The sequence below is a fragment of the Rhabdonatronobacter sediminivivens genome, assembly GCF_013415485.1.
Lineage (GTDB): Bacteria > Pseudomonadota > Alphaproteobacteria > Rhodobacterales > Rhodobacteraceae > Rhabdonatronobacter > Rhabdonatronobacter sediminivivens.
This window is the reverse complement of sequence record NZ_JACBXS010000101.1, coordinates 1-2,527: the sequence shown is the minus strand read 5'-3', so window position 1 is coordinate 2,527 and position 2,527 is coordinate 1. Positions and strand designations below refer to the sequence as shown.

The 2,527-nt window shown below is 58.1% G+C and carries 2 protein-coding genes and 1 pseudogene; 1 reads left to right on the top strand and 2 read right to left on the bottom strand.

All coding sequences use genetic code 11. From position 1 onward, the window contains the following. Positions 1-72: 72 nt before the first annotated feature. A pseudogene (locus HUK65_RS18250) lies at positions 73-1,557 on the top strand (BCCT family transporter); the annotation flags it as partial. A gap of 13 nt (positions 1,558-1,570) precedes the next feature. On the opposite strand, the gene HUK65_RS18245 reads toward HUK65_RS18250, so the two are convergent. Both HUK65_RS18245 and HUK65_RS18920 read right to left on the bottom strand, forming a co-directional pair. Beyond that, the gene (locus HUK65_RS18245) at positions 1,571-2,188 is read right to left on the bottom strand and encodes a hypothetical protein (protein ID WP_179907681.1); all 618 of its coding nucleotides are present in this window, start codon (positions 2,186-2,188) and stop codon (positions 1,571-1,573) included. A 120-nt stretch (positions 2,189-2,308) separates the two neighbouring features. Then, positions 2,309-2,527: c-type cytochrome (locus tag HUK65_RS18920; RefSeq protein WP_235442275.1), on the bottom strand; the 219-nt coding region annotated here is incomplete at its 5' end.

Sequence of the window (2,527 nt, the reverse complement as noted above, 5' to 3'; positions counted from 1 at the left end):
TGTCGGAGCGTCTCATGCCCAAGGTATGACACACCCTGCAGCCGTTGGGAATCTTGCGTCAGGTGACGAACACTAGGGGTAAATGTCTGGCTAGGGTTCCTGATTTACGCCGCGATGTCGCGCCATGGCCATATCCGGCTGGGGCCGCGCAATTCACGGCCCGAGTATTCCAACATGTCCTGGTTCACCATGCTGTTTGCAGGCGGCATCGGCACAGTGCTGATGTTCTGGGGCGTAGCCGAACCGATCAGCCACTATCAGTCCCCACCGCTGCCCGGTGTCGAGCCGTTCACCTTTCAGGCAGCACAGGACGCGATCTCGATCTCGCTTTACCACCTTGCCTTGCATACATGGACGATCTTTGCGCTGCCGGGCTTGGCATTTGCCTATTTCATTAACCGTTACGACCTTCCCGTGCGCGTCAGTTCCGTGTTCTATCCGCTGCTGCGCGAGCGCATAAACGGCCCGATCGGCAAGGCCATCGACATTGCGGCCATCTTGGGGACATTGTTCGGGGTAGCTGTGTCGCTGGGGCTGGGTTCGTCGCAGGTAGCGGCAGGCCTGTCGGCGCTGTTTGGCTGGAGCAACACCACCATGCTGCGCATTACCATTCTCGGGGCGCTGACGCTGCTGGCGGTCGCGTCGATCATTGCGGGTCTGGACAAGGGCATAAGGGTTCTGTCGAATATCAACATCGGCATGGCCATTGGCCTTCTGATATTCGTGCTGATCACCGGATCGACCCTGTTCCTGTTGCGTGGCATTGTTGAAACCTTTGGCCTTTATATTTCGAACCTGCCCCGGCTGGCGTTCTGGAACGATATGCTGCACGGCGACGAAACCGGCACAGGGGGATGGGGTTGGCAAGGGGACTGGACTGTCTTCTACTGGGCCTGGACCGTGACTTGGTCGCCCTTCATAGGTCTTTTCGTGGCACGCATCTCGCGCGGGCGGACGATCCGCGAATTTGTCTTTGGCGTGCTGCTGGCACCTTCGCTGTTCACAGTGATCTGGTTTTCCATATTCGGCTGGCAGGCGATTGCCCTTGACGGGATGGGCGAAAGCACGCGCGCGGCCATGGGGGACGGGGCGGGTGTGATCAGCGCAGCGGTGGCAGAGTCCATCCCGCTGGCGATGTTCGCATTTTTTGCCGAACTGCCCTGGGCGCCCCTGATCCAGGGGATCGCCGCGCTGGTCGTCGCGATCTTCTTTGCAACTTCATCAGATTCGGCATCGCTGGTCGTTGATATGCTCTGTTCGGGCAGCGCCAAGGCAGGACCGACCCGCCAAAGGGTTTTCTGGGGTGTCGCAGAAGGTATGATTGCCGCGACGCTGATCCTGCTTGCGGGCGAGGCCGGACTTGTTGCGCTACAACAGGTGATCACGGTTGTCGGGCTGCCGATCTTTCTGCTGGTCTTCATGATGATCCCGGCCTTGATCCGCGGCTTTGCCGCGGAGGATATCGACAACGTCACCATCGGAAAGCGCCCTGCCCTGAGTGAATTCGATGAAGAAAAATCGGATATACCAGACACAACACCGCGCCCTGATCCGTAAACCGGCAGCAGCGTCAGGCCTGCGTCTGATCGCGCAGGATATCGCTGAACTCTGCCCGCGTCTCACGGGGCCGAAGCTGATAGGTGAGGATTCTTTGCGACGTGAACTTGATATAGCCTTCGCACTCTTCGGCACAGAAAGTCTTGCTGGCGCCAACTATCCGATCCGAATGGCCGGGGATCGCGACGATTGTGATTGTCACGCTGTCGATCTGATCTGCGGACCAGTTCTCGCCAAGGCTGATCCGGGCGCGTGATACCAGATCCGAAAGCGACCCGATATCGACGGTATGGCCCGGATGCAAGGTTCCCCGATTGGTCCGCGCCAGCGGGTTCTCGACATCATCCTCGGAAATCTCGTTGCGTTCGGTTACGATCGTGCGGACCTTGTTCTCGTTATGCACAAGATCTGCTATGATGCCCTGAACATAGATCGGGTTTGGACTGAGATTGGTGACGAGGCACCGTGACCGCGCACCCTGCGCGGCCCCGATATCGATATGGATTACGCTTCTGGACTGGCGCAGATGATTGACAAGAAAAAGATGCAGATAGGCCGTCCAGATCAGGACCATCAAACCATTCAGGACGGCGTTGACGACGTCGGCGTGTGCGAAAAGAAAATCCAGCATCGTTTTGACTGACCTGCATTCTTGTGGCGACTTTACTTTTTTTACCGAACACTCCAGCGCAGCGCTCGTTCCATAGGTGCTTGGCGCGAACAACAACAGGCAGCCTTTGCGTAGCAGCTTCTACTGGTCCTCAGGCGGGCGCAGGTCGGCAACTTCTTCGGGGGAAATCGTGTCGGTATAGTCATTGCCCAAATTGCTGCGCACATAATTCGTGACCGCGGCGACCTGTTCATCCGACATCATGTGCCCAAAGCGCGGCATCGGGGAATGTCCCGGTCGATGTTGAACTTTTTGGGATGAAGGGTGGCGTTGCTCTCCCTGAGCCGTAGGCTCGGGGTG

Coding starts and splice junctions, on each gene's coding strand:
- HUK65_RS18245 (WP_179907681.1), bottom strand. CDS start 2,188: ATGCTGGATTTTCTTTTCGCACACGCCGACGTCGTCAACGCCGTCCTG.